This is a genomic window from Ruegeria sp. D1(2025) (assembly GCF_056536425.1).
Genome location: NZ_JBQFPO010000009.1, coordinates 25,097 through 50,095 on the forward strand (window position 1 = coordinate 25,097; position 24,999 = coordinate 50,095).

General features: G+C 57.3%; 15 protein-coding genes. 7 read left to right on the forward strand and 8 right to left on the reverse strand.

The annotated features are described in order from the left end of the window. The first annotated feature begins 35 nt into the window (after positions 1 to 35). Positions 36 to 968, forward strand: a complete 933-nt coding sequence (accD, locus tag ACR1XU_RS17905; protein WP_480908344.1) for an acetyl-CoA carboxylase, carboxyltransferase subunit beta — start codon at positions 36 to 38, stop codon at positions 966 to 968. After that, positions 965 to 2,239: a bifunctional folylpolyglutamate synthase/dihydrofolate synthase gene (locus tag ACR1XU_RS17910; protein WP_480908346.1), complete on the forward strand. Its 1,275-nt coding sequence runs from the start codon at positions 965 to 967 to the stop codon at positions 2,237 to 2,239. Before accD ends, ACR1XU_RS17910 begins: the two co-directional genes overlap by 4 nt. Positions 2,240 to 2,295: 56 nt before the next feature. Here the strand turns inward: ACR1XU_RS17910 and zapE are convergent, their stop codons facing one another. Further along, positions 2,296 to 3,354, reverse strand: coding sequence for a cell division protein ZapE (zapE, locus tag ACR1XU_RS17915; RefSeq protein WP_480908348.1), 1,059 nt, complete (start codon positions 3,352 to 3,354; stop codon positions 2,296 to 2,298). A gap of 165 nt (positions 3,355 to 3,519) precedes the next feature. Here zapE and ACR1XU_RS17920 point away from each other — a divergent pair, with 165 nt between their 5' ends. The 4 genes from ACR1XU_RS17920 (at position 3,520) to ACR1XU_RS17935 (ending at position 9,778) form a co-directional block, all read left to right on the forward strand. Beyond that, positions 3,520 to 5,058: an alkaline phosphatase family protein gene (locus ACR1XU_RS17920; RefSeq protein WP_480908350.1), complete on the forward strand. Its 1,539-nt coding sequence runs from the start codon at positions 3,520 to 3,522 to the stop codon at positions 5,056 to 5,058. 144 nt (positions 5,059 to 5,202) lie between these two features. Then, positions 5,203 to 7,068 (forward strand): PAS-domain containing protein, encoded by a 1,866-nt coding sequence (locus ACR1XU_RS17925; RefSeq protein ID WP_480908406.1) that lies wholly within the window; start codon positions 5,203 to 5,205, stop codon positions 7,066 to 7,068. Next, a complete protein-coding gene (locus ACR1XU_RS17930; protein WP_170614072.1) occupies positions 7,068 to 7,769 on the forward strand; it encodes a response regulator transcription factor in 702 nt (233 codons plus the stop codon). The genes ACR1XU_RS17925 and ACR1XU_RS17930 overlap by 1 nt, the downstream gene beginning before the upstream one ends. 242 nt (positions 7,770 to 8,011) lie before the next feature. Beyond that, positions 8,012 to 9,778, forward strand: coding sequence for an ABC transporter ATP-binding protein (locus ACR1XU_RS17935; RefSeq protein ID WP_480908352.1), 1,767 nt, complete (start codon positions 8,012 to 8,014; stop codon positions 9,776 to 9,778). A gap of 93 nt (positions 9,779 to 9,871) precedes the next feature. Here ACR1XU_RS17935 and ACR1XU_RS17940 read toward each other — a convergent pair whose 3' ends face one another. The 5 genes from ACR1XU_RS17940 to ACR1XU_RS17960 are packed head-to-tail and all read right to left on the reverse strand — an operon-like array spanning position 9,872 to position 19,351. Further along, complete coding sequence (locus ACR1XU_RS17940) at positions 9,872 to 11,182, reverse strand: HlyD family type I secretion periplasmic adaptor subunit (RefSeq protein WP_480908354.1); 1,311 nt, start codon at positions 11,180 to 11,182, stop codon at positions 9,872 to 9,874. Beyond that, the gene (locus tag ACR1XU_RS17945; protein WP_480908356.1) at positions 11,166 to 13,310 is read right to left on the reverse strand and encodes a type I secretion system permease/ATPase; all 2,145 of its coding nucleotides are present in this window, start codon (positions 13,308 to 13,310) and stop codon (positions 11,166 to 11,168) included. Before ACR1XU_RS17945 ends, ACR1XU_RS17940 begins: the two co-directional genes overlap by 17 nt. After that, positions 13,307 to 14,650, reverse strand: coding sequence for a TolC family protein (locus ACR1XU_RS17950; RefSeq protein ID WP_480908358.1), 1,344 nt, complete (start codon positions 14,648 to 14,650; stop codon positions 13,307 to 13,309). The genes ACR1XU_RS17945 and ACR1XU_RS17950 overlap by 4 nt, the downstream gene beginning before the upstream one ends. Then, entirely contained in the window at positions 14,637 to 15,470 is an 834-nt protein-coding gene (locus ACR1XU_RS17955; RefSeq protein ID WP_480908360.1) for a SapC family protein, read from the reverse strand. The genes ACR1XU_RS17950 and ACR1XU_RS17955 overlap by 14 nt, the downstream gene beginning before the upstream one ends. 53 nt (positions 15,471 to 15,523) lie before the next feature. Further along, positions 15,524 to 19,351, reverse strand: a complete 3,828-nt coding sequence (locus ACR1XU_RS17960) for a beta strand repeat-containing protein (RefSeq protein WP_480908362.1) — start codon at positions 19,349 to 19,351, stop codon at positions 15,524 to 15,526. 221 nt (positions 19,352 to 19,572) lie between these two features. Here ACR1XU_RS17960 and ACR1XU_RS17965 point away from each other — a divergent pair, with 221 nt between their 5' ends. After that, complete coding sequence (locus tag ACR1XU_RS17965) at positions 19,573 to 21,624, forward strand: dockerin type I domain-containing protein (protein WP_480908364.1); 2,052 nt, start codon at positions 19,573 to 19,575, stop codon at positions 21,622 to 21,624. Positions 21,625 to 21,648: 24 nt separating this feature from the next. Here the strand turns inward: ACR1XU_RS17965 and ACR1XU_RS17970 are convergent, their stop codons facing one another. Both ACR1XU_RS17970 and ACR1XU_RS17975 read right to left on the reverse strand, forming a co-directional pair. After that, positions 21,649 to 22,965, reverse strand: a complete 1,317-nt coding sequence (locus tag ACR1XU_RS17970) for an HlyD family type I secretion periplasmic adaptor subunit (RefSeq protein WP_480813220.1) — start codon at positions 22,963 to 22,965, stop codon at positions 21,649 to 21,651. Then, on the reverse strand, positions 22,965 to 24,686 hold the full coding sequence (locus ACR1XU_RS17975; RefSeq protein ID WP_480908366.1) for a type I secretion system permease/ATPase: 1,722 nt from the start codon (positions 24,684 to 24,686) through the stop codon (positions 22,965 to 22,967). The genes ACR1XU_RS17970 and ACR1XU_RS17975 overlap by 1 nt, the downstream gene beginning before the upstream one ends. Positions 24,687 to 24,999 lie beyond the last annotated feature (313 nt).

Here is a 24,999-nt window from a genome sequence, read left to right on the forward strand (position 1 = left end):
ATTTGACGTCAAAACCGCATCAGCAAGGTTCCGACATGAACTGGATCACAAACTACGTCCGCCCCCGGATCAACTCGATCTTCTCGCGCAGGGAAGTGCCCGAAAATCTGTGGCACAAATGCGATGAGTGCGGAACCATGCTGTTTCACCGCGAACTGGCCGACAACCAGAATGTCTGCACGCAATGTGATCACCACATGGCAATCACGCCGCGAGAGCGGTTCAAGCATCTGTTTGATGGCGGTATTTTCACCGAGGTCGAGGTCCCCGCGCCGAAGGACGATCCGCTGCATTTCCGGGATCAAAAGAAATACCCCGACCGCATGAAAGCGGCCCAGAAGAAAACAGGCGAGAAAGAGGCGATGCTTGTCGTGAGCGGTGAAATCGGCCGCACGCCAGTTGTAGCTGCCGCGCAGGATTTTTCGTTCATGGGCGGATCGATGGGCATGTATGTCGGCAACGCCATCATCGCAGCCGCGCAGGGGGCCGTGAAACTCAAACGCCCGCTTATCCTGTTTTCGGCTGCCGGTGGCGCGCGAATGCAGGAAGGCATCCTGAGCCTCATGCAGATGCCCCGTACCACGGTCGCGGTGGAAATGCTGAAAGAGGCGAACCTGCCCTATATCGTGGTGCTGACCCACCCGACCACCGGCGGCGTCACCGCGTCTTATGCGATGCTGGGCGATGTGCATATCTCGGAGCCGAACGCGCTGATCTGCTTTGCCGGACCGCGCGTGATCGAACAGACCATCCGCGAGAAACTGCCCGAAGGATTCCAACGCGCTGAATATCTGCTGGATCACGGGATGCTTGACCGTGTGACAAAACGCACCGAAATGCGCGATGAACTGATCACCATCACCCGAATGCTGATGGGCCTGCCGCCAGCTGTCAAAGGCGACCTTCCCGCACCAGAGCCGGAGGAAGCACCGGTCGAAGCTTCGACCGAGGGCGCAGGCGAGAAATGACGACCCCGACATCCGACGTCATCCTTGATCGGATGATGGCGCTGCATCCCAAGATCATCGACCTGACTCTGGATCGTGTGTGGCGCTTGCTGGCTGCTCTGGACCACCCGCAAAACCGATTGCCGCCGGTCATCCATATTGCCGGAACCAACGGCAAAGGTTCGACGCAAGCCATGATCCGCGCAGGGATCGAAGGGGCCGGGCTGACAGCTCACGCATACACATCCCCCCACCTGGCCCGCTTTCACGAGCGTATCCGACTGGCGGGAGAGCTGATCTCGGAGCCTGACCTTACGGCGGTTCTGGACGAGTGTTACGCCGCAAACAATGGTGAGAATATCACCTATTTCGAAATCACCACCTGTGCGGCCCTGCTGGCTTTCGCCCGCACGCAAGCTGACTATACGCTCCTTGAAGTCGGGCTGGGTGGCCGCCTGGATGCAACCAACGTCGTGGACCTGCCTGCGGTTACAGTCATCACGCCGGTTTCGATTGACCACGAACAGTTCCTTGGCGACACATTGGGCAAGATTGCAGCCGAAAAGGCCGGCATCATCAAGCCCGGAGTGACCTGTATCGTGGGCCCGCAAGAAGACGAGGCGCTCGAGGTCATTGAATACACCGCCGCGCGACTGGGTGCGCCACTGCTTGTTCATGGCCAACACTGGCACGTCCACGAAGAAAACGGGCGCCTGATCTATCAGGACGAAACAGGATTGCGCGATCTGCCGCTTCCCAATCTGCTGGGCGCGCACCAAATTCAAAACGCGGGCGCAGCGCTGGCGGTTCTGCGCCATCTGCAAATGGGCGATGACGCCTATGAGGCCGCCGTAACCAAAGCCGAATGGCCAGCACGCATGCAGCGCCTGAAAACAGGTCCACTGACAGAACAGGCTCCGCTCGCTGAACTGTGGCTCGACGGGGGCCACAATGCTGCCGCTGGTGTCGCGTTGGCCGACGTTCTGTCGAAACTGCCCAAACGCCCGACACACATGATCTGCGGCATGCTGAACACCAAGGACGTCACCGGTTATCTGGCGCCGCTTGCCGATCAGGCCGAAAGCCTGACCGCCGTATCCATACCCGGCGAAGCCAACACGCTTAGCGCGGACGACACCGCGGCTGCGGCCGCAAGGGTCGGCCTGCCAGCTTCAACAGCGGAAAGTGTCGCGGCAGCCTTGAGCGCAATAACAGACAAAGATCCACAGGCGCGTGTCCTGATCTGTGGCTCGCTCTATCTGGCGGGCAACATCCTGCGCGAAAACGGCTAGCTGTTTTTCTGTTTGGAAAACCTCGGAGCGCGCTGTGGGCGAGGGCGCAGAGCCCCCTATTTCCCCCAGTCCTGATCCTGCATTTCCCGCAGGCGCGAAGCGGTGCGCTCGAATTCAAACGTTCCTTCACCTTCCACATACAACATCTCGGGCTCGGCCGCCGCCGAGCAGATCAGCCGGACCCGGGCCTCGTAAAGGGCGTCAATCAAAGTGACAAACCGCTTGGCTTCGTTGAAGTTGTTGCGGGACAGGCGCGGCACGTCTTCCAGAACCAGCACTTTCACCGCTTCCGCAATGGCCAGATAGTCTGCCGGGCCCAGCATACGTCCGCACAAATCATAGAAGCTGGCCCTCGCTACGCCATTGCGAAAGGCCGGAAGTTCAACGGCCCGGCCGTTCACCTTCAACACCAGTGGTTCCGCCGCGCCTCCCGACAGGTCATTCCAAACCGCCCGGATATTCTGCCGGGCCTCGGGCCCGATCGGCGTAAAATACACAGGCTCACCCGCCAGTCGGTTTTGTCGATAATCGGTGGGCGAGATCAGCTCCCAGACTTCAAGCTGTTCCTTGATATGCGCGATGAATGGCAGAAACAGCTGCCGGTTCAGCCCGTTCTTGTACAGCTCATCCGGGTGCCTGTTCGACGTGGTGATTACGACCACCCCGCCTGCATGCAAAAGATCGAACAGGCGGCCCACGATCATCGCGTCCGTTATGTCCGTGATCTGCATTTCGTCAAAGGCCAGCAATCGGACTGATTTGACCACTGCCTCGGCAACGGGTGCCAGCGCGTCCTCGACCCCTTCCTTTCGGGCCTTGTGCATACCCGCGTGAATTTCCTGCATAAAAGCATGGAAGTGCACGCGCCGTGCAGGAATATCCTCCAGCGCATCCACAAACATGTCCATCAGCATGGACTTGCCGCGCCCGACGCCGCCCCACAGGTAAAGGCCTTTGGGGGCAGGGGGGGATTTGCGGAAGAAACCGCGTTTGACAGGTTCGGCTAGGGTGGCGCGAATACGCTCGAACTGTGGCAGAACGGCCTCCTGCGCGTCATCCCTGATCAGGCTGCCATCGGCAATGCGGGCCTCGTAAAGCGAAATCAAATCCGTCATGTCTGAGCCATAGCGTCCGCTCTGCCCCTTGAAAAGCGGCCTTTTTCTCTCGGCTTCGTTTTTGACAGGCTTCGCTCTGAAAAAATCTGTCAACGTGTTGCACGAGCGTCGGAACCAAGACAAAGTCCGCGCCAGACAGAAGCGTGGCTAAACAGGATTGCGGACATGTCACAGGCAGGAAACGTCTTATTCATAATCATCGACCAACTGCGTGCAGATTGCCTAACCGGCGCATTGGCGAACCATGTGGATCTGCCCAATTTGCGCGCGTTCATGAGCGATGCGGTCACCTTTACGCGCCACTTCTCGGTGACCAACCCGTGTGGCCCGTCCCGGGCTTCGATACTGACCGGTCAGTACGCGATGAACCACCGCTCTGTCCGCAACGGAACGCCACTGCGCCACGACATTCCCAATGTCGCGACCGAGATGCGCAAGGCCGGATATCTGCCCATGTTGTTCGGCTACACCGACACGTCAGCAGATCCGCGCGTGTTTGATTCCAACGACCCGTCGCTCAAGTCTTATGAGTACCCGATGCAGGGGTTTCACGAGGTGGTCGAAATGCGGCTCGAGGAATCTTTTCCCTGGCAATCTCATCTGATGCAAAAGGGCTATTCATTCGACGATTACTGGGATGTCTACAAGCCCGTATCACCAACTGGCAGCACGCCGAAACTGAACGACCCCGCGTTGTACCGGGCCGAAGACAGTGACACGGCCTTTCTGACGGACGCTTTTCTGAATGGTATCGCCGCGTACCACAAACAGAGCTGGTTCGCCCATCTGACCTATATCCGGCCGCACCCGCCGCTTGTTGCACCTGCGCCGTATAATGACATGTACGATCCTGCCGAGTTGCCTTTTCCTGCCGGGTTCCCGGACCAGCAGGCCGAAGCGGCGCTGCACCCGTTTTTTGCCCCTTCGATGCAATCCCAAACGGCCACCGGCTTTGTAAAGGGCATGGGGGAAATTGAACCGACACAGGAAAACGTTCAAACACTGCGTTCCGTCTATCTGGGTCTTGCGACCGAGGTCGATCATCACGTCGGCCGTGTAATCCAGTACCTGAAGGAAAGCGGGCAATATGAGAACACTTTGCTGGTGATCACCGCCGACCATGGCGAGATGCTGGGCGACCGGCATACCTGGGGCAAAATGACGGTGTTTGATGCCGCCTATCATACGCCCCTGATTATCAGGATGCCGGGGAATTCAGCCCGCGCGGGTTCGGTTGTCGATGTGCCGACGGAATCTGTGGACGTCACCCCAACCATTCTCGACTGGGTGGGCAAATCAGTTCCGAACTCGATGGACGGACGCTCGCTTGTGCCGCTGCTGAAGGGTGATGCTCCCGACGACTGGCGCAGGTATTCGTTCAGTGAGCTTGATTTTTCAGAACCTGAAAAGCCAACTCTGTGGCAGCAGCAATTGGGAACCGGCAACAGCGACTCGAACCTGAGCATTCTTCGGGACGACCGGTTCACGCTGGTTGAGTTCGCCGCTGATCTGCCTCCGATCCTTTTTGACCATGCCGGCAAGGGTGAGCTTGAGAATGTCGCGAACAATCCCGAATTCGCTTCGGATCTGGGCCGGCTTGGGCGTCAGATGCTACGGCACCGCATGCGCAATGCGGACCACACGCTTTCCCTTTATTCTCTGACGCCAGAGGGTGCCAAGTCGAAAGAGCGCTATCCAGACTAGGGCAGTGCAGCGTGATCATGAGCCCAAGGCAGGTCCGGCCTGTTTTTGTCGCATCTCTGCCCCCTACACCTGCGGGGGTTCTGATGTTACGCCTGTTCCGTGGGGAGAACTGTCTTGGACACCACCGAACAGCATATGAAAGCAATGACCATGGCCGGTCTCAATCTGATCGGCCAGGCCCTTTCGATTTACGACAGCCAATTGCGGCTTGTCGTCAGCAATCGCCGCTTTCAGGAAATGTTCGATCTGCCCGACACCCTGGTCCGCCCCGGCGCACTGTTTCACGACACCATTCAGTTCCTCGCCAGTCGAGGGGAATATGGCGGCGACGGAAATGTGGACGAAATGGTGAAGGCCCGCGTCGAGCAGGCGCTGAATTTCGAACCGCATTACATGGAACGGGCGCGACCAAACGGACAGGTTATCTCGATCGAGGGGGCACCGTTGCCACAAGGCGGCTGGGTCGCAGTGTATACAGATATCACCAGCACAAAACGGGCCGAGAACCTGCTGCGCGCACGGTCCGAGGAACTGTCCGGACAGTTGCTGAGCCATGCCGAGGAATTGTCAGCCGCGAACCGAAAGCTGGCCGCAACCAACTCAGCTCTGGAAGAGGCAAAGCGCCAACTGACCGAGATTGAGGCCCGCACCCGTTTGACGACGGAGATGATGCCGGCCCATATCGCTCATCTCAGACGAGACGGTATCTACGACTACTCAAACCGCCGCCTGAGTTCCGTCATGCCGGGCCGACCGTCTGAAATTGCAGGCCTGCACATCTCCGAGGCGCTGGGTCCTTCAGCGTTTGAACGGGTCGAACCCTATCTGGAACGCGCCTATGGCGGCGAAACTTCGGTTTTTGAGTTTACCGAGGATCAGGATTCGCGCCGGATACGGGTTTCTTTCACCCCGGACGGGGCAGGGGGCGTGTACATAATGTCGGTCGACGTGACCGAAGAAACGCAAGCCAGGGTCGCCTTGCAACAGGCCAGTCGCCGCGCAATGGCGGCACAGATGACCAGCGGCATGGCACATGATTTTTCAAACCTGCTGACGATCATTCTGGGGATGCAGGCGCGGCTGAACAAGATGGACCTGCCCGAAGAGGCGCAGGAACTTGTTTCGGCCACTCAACAGACAGCGCGCCGTGGCGGACAATTGCTGAACCGGATCGCGGATATGACGGGAAACCGGACACCCCAACCCAAAGCGACCGACATGCGAGGGCTGCTTGAAGACCTTCGCATTCTTGCTTCGCCATCGTTGCCGCGGGGGGTGGGGCTGTCGGTGGTCAATACATTGCCGGACGAGGCGCTGATGCTCGACCCGGGTATGGTTCAGGATGCAATGCTCAATCTTGTCCTGAACGCGCGTGACGCATGCGGCAATTCCGGTCAGATCACCATCAGCGCCCATGCGATCGGACGGATATGGGCCGAAATCACCGTATCCGACACCGGACCCGGGTTTTCACCCGAAGCTTTGGAAAAGGCTCTTAACCCGTTTTTCACTACCAAAGGCAGCGACGGTTCGGGGTTAGGCCTTCCCATGGTTTATGACACCGTCAAACTGGCTGGCGGAGACCTGAACCTGCGCAACACGCAATCAGGTGCATCCGTTGTCATGCGATTGCCTTATAGACCTGCCCCGTCTGGTCGCGGCGGTCTTGTCCTGCTTGTCGAGGATAACGACGAATTGCGTTGCCAGTTCCGCGACCTGCTTGTTGATCTCGGCTATTCTGTGATCGAGGCCACGTCAGTTGATGAAGCGCTCGGTTTGATCTTGGATATTGACGATATTGCGTTGGTTCTGTCCGATATCCGGCTTGATGGACCGGCCACCGGGATTGATCTGCTTGAGCGGCTAAAGCCTGGCCTTCCCTGTATTCTGATGACATCCTTGCCCTATTCCGACCCTCTGCATCGACAAGCGCTTGCTTTGGCGCCGGTGTTGCGTAAACCGTTCTCCCGGGCACAATTGTCTGCACTGATCCGAACCGAGGCCGCCTGATGAACCAACCATTGGTGACCATCCTTGATGACGAGCCCGAAATACGGCGCATATTGACGGATGCGCTGGAAGAGGCCGGATTCCGCACACAAAGCTTTTCACGTGCCCGCGAATTCGAAGCCTCGCTGAAAAGGGTGACACCGGACGTCTGCCTTGTTGATCTGTCGCTTCCGGATACAGACGGGCTGGCGTTAGTACACCGACTGGCGCTGGAACAGGGGGCCGCCGTAATTATCATTTCGGGCAGGGTGCAGGTACAGGATCGCGTCACCGGGCTGGAACTTGGGGCTGATGACTATATCACCAAACCTTTCGATCCTGCCGAAGTTGTCGCCCGAATCCGTGCAAGATTGCGCGCACCGAGAACCCAGTCTCCCCAGTCGGAAGTGGCATACTTCAATGGCTGGACCGCATATTTCGATCGCTATGTTCTTGTGGACGGAACCGGTTCGGAAACTCCGTTCAGCCATGCCGAAGGCGAGGTTCTGCGCCTGTTTCTGGAAAGCCCGAAACGGTTGATCAGTCGTGGGCAGATGCAGGAAACTTTAGGCGGCGCCGCAGGTGAGAGTTTCGACAGGGCAATGGATGTGCGAATTTCGCGTTTGCGCACCAAACTGGGCGAAGACCCAAAAAATCCGCGCCTTATCAAAACAATTTACGGTGCCGGGTACATTTTTTTGGGAGAAGTTGATTGGCAATGATTTGCTCAGCCCACGATCTTCCCAACTGCGCCTGCTTGAGATTTTCGAATTTCATTTCTTTTTCAGATAGTTGGAGGATGTCCAATATTATCTTTGGGCCAGCTATGGATTCTTGTAACCGTCCCGCTTAACTAACACCAACCCGTCTTTCCTGAAAAGACAGGCGACGAGATCGTTTCCGACCTATCGAAGTATCGCGTCGGCAGCAGGTGTCGAAGGCAAGTGAGGGCCTGGAGAGTAGAATGGTCAGAGATTTCTGGGAAAAATGGCGATCCGGCCACATAGGCCGACTGGTTGGCAGCAGTTTGCGCAGCCAGGGTTGGCTTTACGGCATCGCAATGGCCGCAATGGTCGTTGTCGCAGGAACAACTGCGGGCACCGCCTGGATGATGGAAAACATCGTCAACGCCATGACGACGCCGGAAGCGCGCTCAAAGGTCTATCTCGTCGCGCTGGCGATTTTGGGGCTGTTTTTCGCCAAAGCAGCTGCATCCTACATTCAGTCTGTTTTTCTGGCTCGCGCGGGCAACCGGATCATCGCCGTTCAGCAGGAACAGCTATATGCGAAACTGCTGAAACGAGGTGTTGGATTCTTTGCCGACACGGAATCCTCTGATCTTTTGATGATCGTGACACAGGGTGCTCTGGCTGCAAGGCGCCTGGTTGATGTCGTGGTCACGAGTTTTGTTCGCGATGCGCTGACCCTTGTTGGTCTGGTATTTGTGATGGTCTATCAACAACCGGTTTTGTCGGTCCTGTTCTTCGTAGTTGGACCAATCGCCCTGCTGAGCGTCAGAGTTTTGCTCAAGAGCGTGCGTGCGATCATGCTGTCCGAAATGAAGTCACTGGCAGAGATCATGAAAGTCCTTCAGGAAACCTCGGGGGGTATCAAGATCATCAAGGTTTTTGCGCTGGAAGACCACATGGCCGATCGCATGAACCACGCGATCAGGGCGGTCGAAAACCGTGCCAACTCCATTTCGCGGCTGCAATCGATCGCCAGCCCATTGATGGAATTTCTGGCAGGTATAGCGATCGCGGCCATTCTGATCATCAGCACGATTGGTATCGCAGGAAGTGAGCCGACCACACCGGGGCAACTGATGTCTTTCATCACCGCTTTGCTGATGGCTTATGAACCGGCCAAACGACTTTCCAAGATGCGCGTGGTCATTGAGACGACATTGGTGCCAATCGGCATGATGTTCGAGTTGTTGGACCAGGAAGATCCGATGCGCGAAAGCATCGAACCCGTGCAGCTGCGTCCTGGGCCCGGCGAGGTTCGGTTGCATGACGTCACTTTTGGCTATCAGGGCTCCTTGCCCATTCTCAAGAATATGGACCTAACTTTTGAAGCGGGGAAAACCACTGCACTGGTCGGGCAGTCTGGCGGTGGCAAGTCCACCATCTTTGGCCTGATCATGCGTTTCTATGATCCGGATCAGGGGCGCATCGAAATCGACGGTCAAGATGTCATGGACGTGAGCTTCGCTTCGTTGCGGCGCAAAATCTCTTACGTCGGGCAAGACACGTTCCTGTTTTCCGCCAGCGTAATGGACAACCTTCGATACGCACGTCCCGACGCAACGGTTGAAGAAGTCATGGAAGCCGCCCGCGCGGCACATGCCCATGACTTTATTACCGAATTGCCAAACGGATATGATACGCAAGTAGGTGAAAATGGCGCGTTTCTGTCCGGTGGGCAGAAGCAACGCCTGGCAATTGCGCGTGCAATCCTGCGCCAGGCAGAAATTCTGTTGCTTGACGAGGCAACCAGCGCATTGGATGCGGAATCAGAATCCTATGTGAAAGAAGCGCTCGACAAACTGACCAAAAATGTCACCACGATCGTGATCGCGCATCGGTTATCGACTGTGTTGGAGGCCGACAAAATAATGGTTGTTCAGGATGGAGAGGTGATCGAACAGGGTAATCTCGACAACCTGATGCAGCGTAACGGGGCATTCCGGCGTTTGTTTGACCAGCAGTTCAAGCAGCCTGCCTCCTGATCCACTAGGTCAAGCCTCCGGGATTTGGAGTTAGGGTTCGGGTTATGGCATGCGTTATCTGGCGCGGCTAATAACGGGAAGCGCCGGTAGGTGCTATTCCCGCAATGCCCTGTCCTTGATTTTGACCACAGGCTGGACGAGATAGTCGAGGACTGACTTTCGACCGGCGAGAATATCCACTTCGGCAACCATGCCGGGGATGATCTCTATTTCTGCACCGTTGCCGTCCAGCATTGTGCCACCGGTTCGAATCTCGACCACAAATACCTCTTCGTCGTTTCGGTCGGATCGATTGATTGTATCCGCACCAATGCGGAAGATTTCGCCGTCCAGTCCGCCGTAGCGGGCAAAGTCATAGGCCGTTATCTTGACTTTCACTTTTTGTCCGGCGTGCAAAAAAGCAATGTCTTCAGGGCGGACATAGGCCTCAACCAGCAAGGAGTCGTCCAGCGGGACAATTTCGATCAACTCTTCGCCGCTTCGGGCCAACCCGCCAACCGTTGACCGGTGTATCCGGTTGACAATACCACGCACTGGGGCTCGGATCTGCGCCCGTGCCGCGCGGTCACGCAACGCAGGCAAGGCAGGTTGCAGCGCGGCAAGCTCTGCTGTCGCAAGCGCCAGATCGGTAAGGGCACTGCTGCGAAACCGACTGCGTGTCGCCCGGATGCGATCATCAATTTCGTCGAGACCGGATTTCAACCTGTTGGTCACCGCTTCGGCCCTGACCTTGCGCCCGTTCCATTCCGCCTCACTGCGACGCAAGGAAAGCAGCGTCGTCGCCGGCTCCATCTGTTGCTCGACCAATGGTTCCATAATCAACCGTTCCTCGGCCAGCACCTTGAGCGTTTCCTCGGCCGTAAACTGATCCACCAGTCCTTCTTCGTACTCGCGACGGCGTTGCTGGCGTTGGCGTTCAAGGATGGCGATCTCCGCCTGCAACTCAGACTGTCGCCCCTGAAACAGCGCCGTTTCAGATTGAATGACCGCTGGCGCGTCTTTCAACAACACAGGCTTGAACTCTAATTCGGTGCCGTCGATTTCCGCCTGCAGCCGCTGCGTCCGCGCCATCAAACCAAAGGCACGCTGCTGTTCCTGACCCAATTGACTCGCTATCTGAGTGGTATCGAACTCCATCAGAAGAGTTCCCTCGTCTACCAGCTGACCTTCCTGAACATTCAGGGACCGCAGAACACCCGGTTCAGTAGCCTCGATCACCTGTAAATCACCCGATGGGACAATGCGACCGTCCACGCGGGTTACATCGTCAAGCTCGGTGATATGCGCCCAGAAACCTGCCGCGACCAAAAAGGACAAAATTAGAATTAACAAGGCAGACCCCCGCAGCGGGGAACGCCCCTGCATCTCACGGGCCAGTTTCGCAAGATCAGGATGCCGCGACATTCAGATGCCTCCCCTTGCGGTTTGCATATTGAGTCAGTAGGCCTTTCGAACCATCAGCCACAATCTTGCCGCCTTCGAGAACGATCACCCTGTCAACTAGGTTCAGCAAGCTTGTGCGATGCGTGATGACAATGACTGTGCTGTCACTGGTTGCGTGCTTTAGCCGCCGGATGACGTCCGCTTCCGTCCGGACATCCATGGCGCTGGTTGGTTCGTCCAACAGCAGGACTGGCGGGCGACCGACCAAGGCCCTTGCCAGCGCAATCGCCTGCCGTTGCCCGCCGGACAAACCTTCGCCGCGTTCAGCCAGTTTCAAATCGTAGCCGCCGGGATGGCGCGCCACAAAATCTTCGACACCCGCAACCCGTCCGGCCTTCAGCAGATCTTCATCGTTGGGGCGGATCGCCCCACTGGCGATATTTTCGCGAACGGTACCGGAAAACAACCAGACATCTTGAAGAACGGACCCAATGTTTCGGCGCAGATCACCGGGGTCAATTTGTCGAATATCCGCTCCATCCAACGAAACCGAACCAGTCTTGGGTTCGTATAACCCCAGCAAAAGACGCGCAATTGTACTCTTGCCCGAACCGATCGAGCCAAGGATTGCTACTTTTTCGCCCGGAGCAACCGAAAAAGAAATGCCGTCCAAAGAGTCGTTTGTCTGGTCAGGATAGGCAAAATGCACGTTGTTGAAGGAAATGCGACCTTCGAAACCTTTGCGACTGATCCAGCTTCGTCCTTGCGGTCGCTCACTTTCCGCCTGCATCAGAGAATCGAGATTGCGATATGCGCTGCGCGCCTGATTGATCCGCGTCAGGGTTTGCGCCAACTGCCCCAGAGGAGCCAGCGCACGTCCTGTCAGCATGACCGAAGCAACCAGTGCCCCCATGCTCGCTTCACCGTCCGCGATCAGAAAAACGCCGTAGAAGACTATCAACACCTGAGCGGCTTGTTGGGTAAACCCGGTCAAATTCAGCGCAAATTGCGTGACGGCACGACTGCGCATGCCGTGCGCGGATTGACGATCCATCGCCTGTTCCCAACGGGACCGCATTTGCCGCGCCGCTCCGGTTGTCTTTATGGTTTCAAGGCCGGAAAGAACTTCGACCAGAACCGATTGTTTGGATTGCCCATCAGCAAAACTGTTTTCCGCAAGACGGGACAAAACAGGCTGAACGATCAACCCGGTCACCAGGACGACAGGCACAGCAAGTGCGGGGATCAGGGCCAATTGGCCGCCGACCATGTAAATGACGAAAACAAACAGCCCAATAAATGGCAAATCCACCACTGCGACCAGCGTTGCCGATGTAAAGAATTCGCGCAGTGTTTCGAATTCCCGGACGGTGCTGGCCATGGCGCCAGATGACCCGGTCCGGGACTTCATACGAATGTTCAGCAAGTGGTCAAATACACGCCGCCCCATGAACAGATCAGCCTGCTTTCCCGCTGCATCAATAAACCCGGCTCGTAGCAGCTTGAGCACAAAGTCGAAAATCAGAGCTAGGCAAACGCCTGCGGTCAAGGCGATCAGGGACTCCGTCGCCTCGTTGGGCAGAACCCGGTCGTAAACGACCATGATGAACACGGATGTCGACAGCCCAAGCAGATTGGCAAGGGCGGCTGCCAGCGCCACCTGAATATATGACCAGCGATTGGCGGCAAGGGCGGACCAGAACCAATGACCTTTCCAATCGTTGCTGATCGAACCAATTTCCTCCTGATGGATACCGCGCACCAGAATTGCATATCCGGTGTATGTTTCAGAAAGGCTGGCTTCTAGTATCTCTCCGATTTCGCGGCCCAGTTCCGGATCAAAGATCAGTAAATCGCCGTTGGATGCTCGCCCGTGCAAGACCACTGCACGCTCATTTTCCAAGAGAAGGATCGCCGGTACCAGATGATTGTTGAAAGCAGCCAGTTTCCGTTTGCCATACGCGGCCTGCATGTCCGCTCTGTTAAGGGCTGTAATGACATCCCGGATTGTCAGTTCACCGTCGCCGGATTGTGTCGCCTGGACCGCTGCCAATGTCAGTGGGCGGTCGAGATGCGCGGCGACGTGCAGGAGGCAGACCTCCATTGCCGTCAAAGAGTGGGGGCGTGTACCCGATTGTGCCTGCATCATGGTTGCCCAATCCTGTTGTTCAGAGTGACACCAAGAAGATCAAGAATATCCCCGGTTAGGCTGAGCGCCGCATAATTTGTCAGAAAGTAGTTCTGCTCTGCCAGGATCAGTCGTTCTTGCGCGTTCACATAATCCCTTTGTGCATCCAGAATCTCGATCAGAGTACGTCGCCCGATTGAAAACTGTGCTTGTGCTGCCTTGATGCTGTCGGCGTTTGCTTGGGCGGCCTGGCGCGCGGCCTGCAGGCGTTCGGCGCCAGCTTTCTGATCCGAACGAATGAACCCCAATTCCCGGGATATTTCGCGGCTTAGACTTTCACGGGAAAACTCGACATCTCGGACCTGCGCTTCCGCAGCCGCAATCGCCGCACGTCGCTTCCCGGTACTGTCGATTTCGTAGTTAACTGCCAGATCGACACCGTAATTCGCATCCCGGCTATCGTCCCTGTTGGCAAAAGCGGCCAGTCTTATATCCGGTTGGCGACGGGCCAGAGCGGCAGCAAGTTCTGCCTTCGCGGCCACAACAGCAGCATCTGCGCGGCGGATCTGAGGGCTTGCCTCCACGATCTGTGCGTCACTCCGTGACAGCGGCGGAGCGGGGATGGCCGGGGCCAACACTCCGGGCGCTGTTCCGTAGATTTCAACAAATCGCGCCTCGGCGCGCGCCGTGCGCGTTTTTGCATCCGCAAAGCGTGTTTGTGCGTCAGCCATGCGGGAACGCGCGGTCAGAACATCCGCCTTCGATCCTGCGCCGCTGGCCGCCCGTTGCGAAATCTGCTGGACAAGCTGTTGGTGTACCTCGACATTCCTGGCGGTCAGGTCTTGAATCTTCCGGCGGTCCAAAACTGTCACATATGTTTCGATCGCGGCCAGCGCCGTTGCCGAGGCCGTTTGCAGACGGTCCCCCTGACTTTCAAAAATCCGGGCGCGTGCCGCAGCCAAATCCCCCGCCGCCGCGCCACCATCAAATACCAGTTGCGAAACACGCAGGTACGGTGAAAAATCAGCGACATCCGAAACAACTCGTTCGGAGCGCGCGTTCAGACCCAAGGAGACCTGGGGCAGAAACGCGCCCTTCGCGGCATCCTGACCGGCATTTGCGGCCGCAAATCTGGCATCGCTTTGTGCCAGATGAGGACTGCTTTCGACAGCTGAGCGCACGCGTTGCCCAAAACGGCTTTGAGCAAGATCGCTGGATTGGCGAGTAGCACCGGCCCCTGCTGTTCCGCTGGCAAATGAGGTTTGTAGGCCTGTCAGCTCCGGGGGTGAAACACAGGCCGAAATCGCGGCAGCCAGGACCAACAGTGGCAGCTTGAGAAGGTATCTTCTAAATCGCGACATGGAAGCCTTCCACTGCCTTGTGGCTGGTGAAGCTCTCGCGTTGCTGGTCATCGGCAATCGCAGAGAGAAACTCCAGCACGTCGGGATTGGTTTGGATGGATCGCGTTGTACTGGCAGCCATGGCTTGCCGCTGTGCCCGCTCTACCCAGGCACAATGACACAATGACAGCTGGTGCGCGTGGATCAGCCGCAAGGCACCGCTGGCTAGAAGGGCAACACTGCACGCGATAGGCAGATTTGCCAATCGCTCCTCATTGACACACAACAAGCCAGGCGGCAGATCAACACCATCATGGCGGGTCAGCGGGTCGTACAGGTTCATTTTGTCTATCTGCCGGCACAACGCCAGAGTTTGTTGACCCGCGTTCCTTCGGTTTTGCAGAAAGGCGCAAACCTTTTGCAATTCGGGGCTCAAATCACCTGTTTTGGTGAAAAAGGCTTCGTCTTGTGGGTTGTCAGATACTAACCCCGTTGCTTCGTCAATCATCAAGGAAACCGGAGCCTCAGGGTCCTGATCGTCTGGAGCGATTTCAAATGGTGTACACCGCAAGGCCGACGGGACATAGCCGGCCAACCACATACCATTCCGCGACACAAACGGTGTGCCTGCTTCGCCAACAAGTGACAGGATCGCCAAAGGTTCGACGAAGCTGTCGCGCCGATGAAACAATACCGGAAAAGCAGCGGCAACTTGATGAATTTCGGCCGCAACGACCGGACAATCCGCTTTTTGGCGCGCAAACCCATAGTCGGAAAACCTTCGCCAATACCGATGCCCATGTCGTGTCTTGCTGACCGGGTGCAGGCCATTCTGTGCCATTTCGCCCTCGTGAGTTGGAACTGTCTGCAGGATTTGATGTGCGGAGTCTGAGGTCAGGCTGTCGCGCCGGTCGGATCCGTATGAAGGATGTTATCCGCCGTCAGGCCACTCAAATCGCCCAACCCGCTGAAATCGGCAATCTCTTCGACTGTGGCTGACCCCGGCGCAGAATAATCGACCCTGACCAGAACACTGTCCGCACCGTCTGTGGCAAGAACATAGAGCGCATCGCCGGCGTCAATTCCGGCAAAGCTCTCGACTGCGGTTTCGATTGTTCCTAAAGACAGATCCGCCAGAACAGTGCTTAGCCCGATGAAACCCGTGTCAGTTCCGATGACTTCACCCAGGTTGCGTATTTCAACTCCGGTCCCGTCACCTCTCAGGCTTGCAACGTCCAGCCCACTGAACATCAGGGCGTCTGACACATCACTTTCGGCACCGAGTGTGAACCCAGTGATTATGTCCACCCCATTGGCCGTGGGGTCGGCTTCAAACACCACCACGTCACGCCCTGCGTCCGAGACGTCGATCGTATCATCACCACCTCCACCGCGTAGGATATTATCAGCACCCGTCGCTGTCAGATTATCGTTATTTGCCGTGCCGAGATGAAAGACGGTGGGGCCGCCATCATCGGTGATCAGCGTTAGCTCGATCGGCTGTGTCGGGTCCTGAACGGTCATGGTGAACGTCACCAATGGCTGGCTGAGATCCGAGAATGTGGTCGCGGCGCCGCCGAACTTAACAGTGTTGCCACCGACCGGATTGGCAAGGAACAGATCGAAGGCGCCGTTTTCAACGTCAGATCCTGTATCGAATGTGACCACGGCAGGGTCGAAGACAAGATCAGCCGTCACGGACAGGCCAGACGAGATGTCCCGGTCCGAGTCCGCGTAGATTTCAAATGTCACCGTGGACCCGTTTCGCCCTGCTTCTGTGATGACATAGGCAGAGGGCACATGAGCGGTGATACTGTCTGACACAGGCAATGGATCCGGACCACCAGATACAGAAGCCTGCACCTGGATATCCAGGTCGTCACCGGCTTCCAGACCTGAGAATCCGGAACCTGGCACCGACAGTGACCAAGTTCCGTCCAAGGCAATTGTTGCGGTTCCGACCGAAACACTGTTGAGCGTCACGTCCACGCTCTGACCGGCGCTTAGACCGTGCGAGGAACCGCTTATGGTCAGGCCCGAGTTTTGCGCGTCACTGAGAGAAACGGCACCGTTTGTCCCGACGGCATTCAGGGTCAACACCGGGCGGAAATCCGTCGTGAGCGTTGTCGTTGCAGCGGGCGCACCGTTGCCAGCCGCATCATCCACCATAGCCGTCAGCGTAAAGGCGGTCCCATCCGCCAATGCCGCCAGATCGCCCGAAAGAACGGTGGCGGACCAAGTTCCCGAGGAAACAACGGCCGTATAGGTCTGCCCGCCGAGCGTTACCGAAACCGTCTGGCCATCCTCAGCCGTGGTAGTTCCCGACACTGCTAGATCGCTGTTTCTTTCAATCACATCCAGAACTGCACCGGTTGGAACCGGATCAAGCGTGATTGAAGGTGCGCTAAAGTCCGTTGTGAAACCGTCTGCAGCCGAGTTGCTGTTTCCTGCCGCATCCGCAACCGAAGCGGTGACACTGTAGCTTTCACTGTCCTGCAACCCGGCTAAGTCCAAGCTTGCGGCGGTATAGTTCCACCCTCCACCTGTTACAGTCGCTGTTCCGCTCACATCAACGGTTCCGTCAGCACGTGCGATCTGAACTGTGACCATTGTTCCGTCCGGCGCATCTGATGTGCCCGACACGGTCAGATCCGTGCCCTGTTCGGCGGCATTCATGATCGCGCCGTCTGACAGGGCGGAGATCGTGATTGAAGGTGCCGTAAAGTCCGTGTCAAAGCTGCTCGTCGCTTGAACGGAGGGGTTACCTGCGGCGTCAGAGATGTCAGCGGTAACCGTCACAGTACCATTGTCGGACAACAACGAAAGATCTGAGGACGGCACAGTCACACTCCAACTGCCACTCTGGACCTGGCCGGAATACGTTTGCCCGTTCATCGAAACGGTCACCATTTGCCCATCTTCGGCATCCGTCGCACCAGTTATGGTCAGATCCGTAGCTTGCTCCGAGGCATTCAGAACGGCACCAGAAGAAAAACTGTCGATGCTGAGCGTTGGGGCGGTGAAATCCGTCGAGACCGAGCTGCTGGCCTGTGGCGCGTCCAATCCGTGATTGTCGGAAACGTCAGCGGTGATGGTAAATCCCGAACCGTCCGCAAGTGCCTGCAAATCCACCGCGGGAACCGTAATTGTCCATGTATCTCCTGATACAGCGCCCGTATAAGTTTGACCGCCCAGATTTACCGTTACCTGCTGTCCATCCGGAACATTGCCCGTTGTACCGCTGACAGTCAGATCCGACCCGGCCTCGACCGCGTTCAGAACCGAACCGGTGGGCAGTGGGGAGATTGAAATGGAAGGCCCGCTGAGATCCACGGGCAGGGTTGCCGTTGCCGGAGTGGCGAAATTACCCGAGGTGTCGCTGACCGTGGCACTGACCGAAACCGGGGTGCCGGTAGTCAGACCCCCAAGATCGGCGCTGGGGACGGTAACGCTCCAACTGCCTCCAGATGTTGTGCCCGTGTAAACTTGGCCGTTGAACGTCACCAAAACACTCTGGCCATCGGCTGCCGTTGTCGTGCCGGTCAGAGCCAGATCGCTGTTCAGATCGACCAGTTCGATCGAACCGCCCGAAACCGGGTCAAGTGTGATGGTCGGAGCAGTGAAATCCGTGTCGATACTGTCCGCGGCCGGAACAGCCGGATTGCCTGCCTGGTCGGTCACGTCCGCCTGTATTATGATTGTCGCACCATCCTGGAGCGCGGCCAGATCAGAGGCGGGGACCGTTACGCTCCACGCCCCGTTGGCGACGATGCCGGTATACGACTGCCCGTTGAACGAAACAGTTACAAGCTGACCGTTTTCAGCATCTGTGGTTCCGCTCAGGTTCAGATCGGTCGCCTGTTCAATGGCGTTCATCACGGCCCCGTCAGATACCCCGGTTATGGCAAGGGTCGGTGGTATGGTGTCAATTTCGAACTGAACCGATTCAGTTGACAACTCGGCGCCAGACGCATCGAGGCTTCGAATAGTGACTGAATTTACCCCTTGCGGCAGACTGGCCGCTTCGGCTTCGGTCAGCGAGATAACCCAGCTTCCGTCTGCATTCGGTGCAATGGTTTTCGTGATCGAACCGATGGTCACTTCAATAGTGTCCGCGTCTGCCGAGGCCAAAACTCCGGTTCCGAAGCTGCTGAGTGTCGTCGATTGGGCTCCCGCGAGGTTGAGGGTCGGGTAGCTTGGTGTCGGACTGGGGGTCGGGGTGGGCACGACTGCGGGGCTGTCATCTCCGCTGCCGCCACCACCGCCACCTGCGCCCGCAGCAGCGGCGCCAGCCAGACCTATCCCGCCCAATATTGCGCCAGCGCTGCCCATTCCACCTGCGGCTGCGCCACCCGCCTCTGCCGCAAGGCTGAACTGAGCGATTTCGGCAACGGCTTCCTCGGCGATCATGATTGCGCCGCTGTCCAGAACCTGAACGTTTTCGGCAGCCACGATCAGGGTACGACCATCGTTGAGTTTCAGTAAAACATCGCCGTTTTTCAACAGTTTTGCCGACTTCACTCCCGGAATGGTCTCCGCAAATTGAAAGGCATAAAGCTCTTCCACACTGGCCTGTCCCAATGCCGGTAACGCCATCAGCACGGATCCGAGCCCCCCTGCGGCGCCCCGGCCTGCCCATTTGCGCAACCTCGCATCGATCCATTGGCGAATATGCTTCTTGCGTTCCGTGTCAGGAGTGTTGAGTTCAGAATTCTTCGTCATCTTGTCCTCACAAGCAGTTGCCGCTTACGTCGGGAAGACGTTTGGCCTGGGCCAGGTTCCGTTCATCTGTCTTTCCTTTTGATGACTCACGCGGTCGGACCCGAAAATTTGAGTTAATCTGAAACCGAACTCCTCGTTTTCACCACAATTGCGCTTTGGTTTTGGTCTTTGCGTCAGAGCACCCTGTTGTCAAAGCCGGCATCGGCGTGGGGTGATCAGATATGAAGTTCAATTTCCAAGGCGTGGTAGAAACGGCGAGCACGGCGCTCGATTCAGGTATCGGCGATACGGCTTTAAAAACGTTTAACGGGACCACGTATCTGTACAGCGTGACCGGACCCGGCGGCGGTATTGCTGTCTGGACATTGGCAAACGGCGCGATTCCTCAACTTCAGGACACGCAATATTTCAGCGGCTCGATAACGTTTCAGGTCGGGCGCAGCGGGATGCCGGTGACACTTGGGGGGCAGGACCGGCTGATTCTGGACGTCGATTCCGCAAAGGGTCTGGTTGGATACGATCTGCTGGCTGACGGCTCCATCGGAACCTTGCGGGAAACAGGCACCCTGTCGGGCGGTGGCGACATCGCGGCCATGACAGGGATCACTTTCGGGCCAGTTGAATTTCTGGCAATTGCCCACGAGGACAGCGGCAATATTGCGACCTATCATGTGAGCACGGACGGATCGCTGTCATTGGCAGGCATCACCCCCGGACAGGCCGATTCGATGCAAAGCCTGAAATCCGGATCCGGATATTTCGTGATCACTGCGGATGCGGCCAGCAACGTGATCTCCACCTACGAAATAGACGATACAACCGGTATTTTGACCACCGTGGATAACAGCGCCTCGCTGTCGACACTGGGCATTGCCACTCCGACAGCTATCGAAGTGGTGCAGGCGTACGGACTATCCTGGGTGTTGGTGGCGGGTTCGGGCAGCAACTCTCTCAGCGTCATGAAGCTGGGCGGTGACGGACGTTTGACACCGACGGACCATGTTCTTGATTCCTTGGGCACGCGGTTTGAAACGGTTCAGGATCTGGCAGTCATTGAAGCAAACGGGCGGGCCTTTGTTGTGGCCGGAGGTGGCGATGACGGGCTTACCCTGTTTACCCTGACACCCGACGGCCAGCTTATCTATCTGGATAGTTTCGCAGATACTCTGGCAAGCGGTTTGCAGAACGTCGAAACGATCAGCGTTGCCCAAGTCGGGGACGAGTTACAGATCTTTGCTGCCTCGCAACAGGAATCCGGCCTGACGCAATTGACTGTATCGATCGCCGATCTGGGGGTGGTCGACGAAGGGCTGGGCACCGTCAACGGAACAGCTCTGGGCGATATGCTGACCGGCAGCATCCTGAACTCGACCCTTCTGGGTGGGGCGGGAGACGACATTCTGATCGCTGGCACAGGCGCCACAACGATGACCGGAGGTTCCGGCGCCGATATCTTTGTCATGAACTACGGCAGCGACACGACCACGATTACTGACTTCCAGCCGGGTCTGGACCGGCTGGATCTGTTCGACTACCCGCTGATGCGAACCCCATCGCAACTGATTTTCACCGCGACAGCGCAAGGCGCGCAGATTGACTACGTCAATGAAACCATTCTGGTTCACTCCGCAACTGGTGGCCCGTTGACCAGCGCCGACATCTTTGGGGCGGAGTTTGGCGGGCCTGACCATATCCCGGTCAATTTCGACAATTTTGGCGGGCTCGTGCCTGAAGGCTCGGGTGGCGTGCTGGGGGACATCACAGTTGACACACAAACGGCCAATCCTGCGCTGGCGGACGCAGAAATCAGGTTCACTCCAAACGGAGGTGGCACGATCAGTGTTTTTGCCGATGAGAGCGGGCAATTTGATCTGGGCCTGCCTTCCGGCACGTTCCCTGGTCAATTCGATGTTGTAAAAAGCTATTCGACCGCCAGCGACCAGATAACCGCACTGGATGCACTGCAGGTCCTGCGTATATCCGTGGGGCTTGATCCGACCTGGGGGCCCGCCACGCCTGAAAACCTGATCGCGGCCGACATAACACAGGACGGAACGGTAAACGCTCTGGATGCGCTGGCGGTATTGCAGGTCGCTGTTGGTCTACCGACCACACATCCTGCGGAATGGGTGTTTCTGGACTCCGCTGCGGATCTTTCCGGGATTACCCCGACCAACGTAAACTATGCAACGGGCACAAACGCTGTCGCCGTGGATGGACAGTTTTCGGTCGACATGACCTCGATCCTGCTCGGAAATCTGGAAGCGGCCTGAAACCCGGCGCGATGATGCGCCTGGTTACTCGCGGAACGCGCGATTGAAATAATCGGCCATCGGCTTGATCAGATAGGACAGCGGTGTACGTTCATCCGTTTTGATCATCGCCTCAACCGGCATACCGGGAAGCAGAGCTTGCCCGTTCAGTCGTTCAACTTCGCCGTCGTCAGGGGCTACTTCTGTCCGGTAGAATGTAAATCCAGTACTCTCGTCCATGAAGGTGTCGGCAGATACATTTATCACATGACCATCGATCTCAGGTGTCTCACGCTGATTGAACGCCGGGAAGCGCAGGGCGACCTCTTGTCCGACATACAATTGATCAACATGCAGCGCATCCACACGCGCGGCAACCAGCAGCGGTGTGTTCTGCGGCACAACATACATCATCGGCTCACCGGGCTGAATCACCGATTGCAGCGCAAAAACCTGACTGTCATAGACTGACCCCGAGACCGGTGAACGGATGTCCAGACGCGACAAACGCTCGGTCAAGGCCAGCCTGCGTTCCGACAGTTCTGACACCTGCGCCTGCACTTCACGTAACGCGGTGATCGCCTCCTCCCGCCGTGTGGCGGTGAGCTCGACGATCTGAATCTCTGTTGCGGCGATCTGGCCTTTCAGGCGGGCCACCGATGCTTCAAGACGACCAATTTCACCGGTCAGGCTGGCATTTTCACGTTGAAGGGCCGACACCCGGCTGGCCTGCGTCAAACCGCGCTTGAGCAGGTTTTCCTGATCCTCCAACTCGTTCTGGATCAGATCGACCTGAGTGCGCAGCGACACCAACTGGGCCTGTGTGCCTTCGATCTCACTTTCGATCTGGGTGATTTGTTTGCCCAGTTGCTCTTTCTGCTGGGCCATCGTATCGATCCGCGCCTCAAAAAGCCGTTGTTGGCCATCAATCAGATCTGAATCGATGTTTTCCTGTTGCTGAAGGGCGCTTAGACTGGATGCCAAACCGTCTGCGTTGCTTCCGTCGCGTTCAGCCTCCAGCCGCGATTTCCGCGCCAGAAGTTCGAAAAGCTGAGATTCGACAATGCTTTTTTCCGACGACAAAAACGTATCATCCAGCCGCAGGAGTAAATCGCCCTCGGCGACGACATCGCCGTCCCGCACAAAGATTTCACCGACCACACCACCGTCGGGGTGTTCGACGACCTGGCGGTTGCTTTGGACTTCGATCACCCCTTGCGAGACGATTGCCCCCGCCAATTCTGTCTGCACCGACCAGAGCCCCAGTCCGCCAACCAGGATGGCCAAGGCAGAGAAACCGACAAGCGCCGGAACCGTAATGCGCCACGCCGGACGTGGATGTTGTTCAAGATTCGCCGCCATCAGCTGCCTACCTGATTGAATTTTCGTTTGATGGCTTCGGCGTTTTGCACAGCCGCGCTCAAAATCTCGTCCCGACTGCCGAACTTCACAACTTGACCGCGTTCGACCACGGCCAGATCATCGCATTCCGAGATTGCCTGCGGACGATGTGTCATGATGATCGCCCCCTTACCTTCGGCCTTCAGGCCACGAACGGCGGCATTCAAAGCCTCGGTTCCGTCTGCGTCCAAGGCCGAGTTCGGTTCGTCCAGAATCAACAGGACCGGGTCCCCATATAGGGCGCGTGCCAAGGCAATGCGTTGTTTTTGGCCACCTGAAAGCTGGCTGTCATTGCCTTCCAGAAAGGTGTCGTACCCTTTTTCCAGTGTCAGGATCAGGTCATGCGCATTGGCTTTCTTCGCAGCATCAACGACTGCCTCGGGATCGGGGTTTTCAGACATCCGGGCGATGTTCTCGGCCACCGTTCCGTTGAACAGGGTAACCTGTTGCGGCAGATAGCCGATATGCTGCCCCAGATCGTCCGGATCATACTGATCCAGCGTCGCACCGCCCAACCGTATTTCGCCCCCGGCCGGTTGCCACAGCCCCAGCAGGGCCTTGGCAAGTGTCGTTTTACCCGACCCGCTTTTGCCGATAACTCCCAACGCCTTGCCCGGTTCCAGGCGCAGCGTGACATTGCGCAGTGTCGGTGTATCGGCACCCGGCGGAATGACGGTCAGGCGCTTGGCCTCCAATTTCGCTTTTGGCACCGGCAACTTGGTACGCGGCATCTCGGGCGGGGTGGTGTCCAGAAATCGGTTCAACGAAACCCAGGCCGTTCGCGCCTGCTGGATCATCCCCCATTGGCCCACCGCCTGTTCCACGGGCGCCAATGCCCGGCCCAAAAGGATCGAGCCAGCAATCATCGCACCGGGCGACAATTCATTGCGCAGCACCAGCCAGGCCCCAAGCGCCAGCATCGCGGATTGTAAAAACAGCCGCAGCGATTTGGTCAGCGAAGTAAAGCTTCCAGTCCAGTCGCTGGCGGAAATGGTCTGTGACAATGCACTCGACCGTTGCCGCAACCACCGCTGGGTCACAGCCCTTTGCATTCCTTGCGATCGGACCACTTCCGCGGCTTGCCTGGCATGTTCGGAAAACGAGTTTGCCTGCGCCGATGCCCGCTGTGCTTCTGCTACTTTGTTCCGGGTCAGAACCTGGTTCAGCAGAGCAATGAATATCAGCAGCGAACCGCCGCCAACGGCCAGCCATCCAAGCAAGGGGTGAAACAGGAAGATCGCGGCCAGAAACACCGGCGTCCAGGGGATGTCCATCACCGCCAGAAGAATGGGGGACGCGCAGAGTTTCTGGATAATTTCGAGGTCCCGCAATGCCGTTGCAGGTGCGGATCTTGTTTTCGGATCAAGCGATCGCCGCAACGTGGCGTCGAACACCCGTTCGTCCAAAGCGGATTGGAACCGGGCCCCGAACCGGGCGACAATCCTGCCGCGTGCATAATCCAGCATGGCCATCAAGGCATAAAGCAGTGCAACCAGCAGGAACAGCGCCGTCAGCGTCTCGACCGCGCGGGATCCCAAAACCCGGTCATAGACCTGCAACATGAACAATGGCCCGGTCAGCATCAGCAGATTGACAAAAACACTGAACAGAAACGCGAGTGCCAGGAACGTCGTTCCCTGATTGCGGGTATTGCGCAATTCGTGTCTGGGGGACGCAGACATTCTGAAATCCGGGTTCACAGTTCAAGCCTTTGCTGATTGCGGTATGCAGACGGTCCCGTCTGCAGCGTCCGGCATCTTAGAACGTTGTCGCGGGGCATAAAATGCGCCGTGTCGATGATCGGCAAAAAACCTCTGACCAAAGCCATTGCAACCCCCTGGATGACCGGCGAGTCAAAGCGACTGCCTCTTGAAAGCCACTATGACGGCGTACGCAGGACATGTCGAACCTATTGATACCAATTGCTGAATCTGTCGGGCATTTTCTTTTTGACACATCAACCCATTGAATTTTCATGATCCAATAGCTTTGGTC

Bases quoted from the DNA above. Each gene is read 5' to 3' on its own strand.
- accD (WP_480908344.1), top strand. From the start codon at position 36: ATGAACTGGATCACAAACTACGTCCGCCCCCGGATCAACTCGATCTTC.
- ACR1XU_RS17910 (WP_480908346.1), top strand. From the start codon at position 965: ATGACGACCCCGACATCCGACGTCATCCTTGATCGGATGATGGCGCTG.
- zapE (WP_480908348.1), bottom strand. From the start codon at position 3,354: ATGACGGATTTGATTTCGCTTTACGAGGCCCGCATTGCCGATGGCAGC.
- ACR1XU_RS17920 (WP_480908350.1), top strand. From the start codon at position 3,520: ATGTCACAGGCAGGAAACGTCTTATTCATAATCATCGACCAACTGCGT.
- ACR1XU_RS17925 (WP_480908406.1), top strand. From the start codon at position 5,203: ATGACCATGGCCGGTCTCAATCTGATCGGCCAGGCCCTTTCGATTTAC.
- ACR1XU_RS17930 (WP_170614072.1), top strand. From the start codon at position 7,068: ATGAACCAACCATTGGTGACCATCCTTGATGACGAGCCCGAAATACGG.
- ACR1XU_RS17935 (WP_480908352.1), top strand. From the start codon at position 8,012: ATGGTCAGAGATTTCTGGGAAAAATGGCGATCCGGCCACATAGGCCGA.
- ACR1XU_RS17940 (WP_480908354.1), bottom strand. From the start codon at position 11,182: ATGTCGCGGCATCCTGATCTTGCGAAACTGGCCCGTGAGATGCAGGGG.
- ACR1XU_RS17945 (WP_480908356.1), bottom strand. From the start codon at position 13,310: ATGATGCAGGCACAATCGGGTACACGCCCCCACTCTTTGACGGCAATG.
- ACR1XU_RS17950 (WP_480908358.1), bottom strand. From the start codon at position 14,650: ATGTCGCGATTTAGAAGATACCTTCTCAAGCTGCCACTGTTGGTCCTG.
- ACR1XU_RS17955 (WP_480908360.1), bottom strand. From the start codon at position 15,470: ATGGCACAGAATGGCCTGCACCCGGTCAGCAAGACACGACATGGGCAT.
- ACR1XU_RS17960 (WP_480908362.1), bottom strand. From the start codon at position 19,351: ATGACGAAGAATTCTGAACTCAACACTCCTGACACGGAACGCAAGAAG.
- ACR1XU_RS17965 (WP_480908364.1), top strand. From the start codon at position 19,573: ATGAAGTTCAATTTCCAAGGCGTGGTAGAAACGGCGAGCACGGCGCTC.
- ACR1XU_RS17970 (WP_480813220.1), bottom strand. From the start codon at position 22,965: ATGGCGGCGAATCTTGAACAACATCCACGTCCGGCGTGGCGCATTACG.
- ACR1XU_RS17975 (WP_480908366.1), bottom strand. From the start codon at position 24,686: ATGTCTGCGTCCCCCAGACACGAATTGCGCAATACCCGCAATCAGGGA.